We start from the raw sequence: 765 nt of genomic DNA, 5'->3' as shown, positions 1-765 counted from the left end.
CCCCCCCCCCCTTTTTTTTTTTAAACCCATACCCCGCAAAACCATATGTAGCTCCGTCTGGTGGGCTCGTATATTTTAATAAGACACATATACACGGCGCTACTGGGCTATGACACGAAGGCCTACGGCATCAACGCCACGTACGACAAGCTGTATGGGAACACGGGCGCGGCGGGTGGCCTGACGGACAGCGCGCACTACGATCGCCGCATCACGGCCAACGGCTGGGCGATGGTCGGCACGACGAAGATCGGCGCCGGCGTCATCGACCGCAAGACGGATGCCGCGACGGGCATCACCGAATCCGACCTGTTCTACCTCGGCGCGAGCATCCCGGTCGCGCCGCGCCTGACCCTGGATGCCCAGGTGGCGCGCAAGAACGTCAAGGGCTCGCCCGACGACACGAACCTGGCGGTCGCGCGCCTGACGTATGCGCTGTCGGTGCGCAGCGCCGTGTACGCGGGCGTCGGGCGCATGGACAACCACGGCGGCGCCGCGATCGCGCTCGATGCGGGCGGCACGACGGCGCCGGGCAAGACGCAGAGCGGGGTGATGGCGGGGTTGCGGCACGCGTTCTGACGGCGGCAAGGCGGCAGCATGTCTGCCGCCTTGTCCTGGTCAGTCGGCGAGGAAGGCGGCGAGGGCGCCGCTGAACTGCGGTTCCGCTTCGATGCTGGAGATGTGGGACGCCGCCAGCGCGACGAGGCACGCGCCGGGAACCCGGTCGCGCAGCCAGCCGGCGTCGGCGACGGTGGTGACCGGGTC

Annotated in this window: 1 protein-coding gene; it reads left to right on the top strand. The window is 67.8% G+C overall.

Annotated features, from left to right (window positions below; translation table 11 throughout):
- Positions 1 to 60 precede the first annotated feature (60 nt).
- Positions 61 to 579, top strand: coding sequence for a porin (locus tag ACEN88_RS33230; protein ID WP_413346573.1), 519 nt, complete (start codon positions 61 to 63; stop codon positions 577 to 579).
- Positions 580 to 765 lie beyond the last annotated feature (186 nt).

The sequence above is a fragment of the Massilia sp. CT11-108 genome, from assembly GCF_047302915.1.
Taxonomy (GTDB): Bacteria; Pseudomonadota; Gammaproteobacteria; order Burkholderiales; family Burkholderiaceae_D; genus Telluria; species Telluria orientalis.
This window is presented reverse-complemented; position numbering and strand designations above follow the sequence as displayed.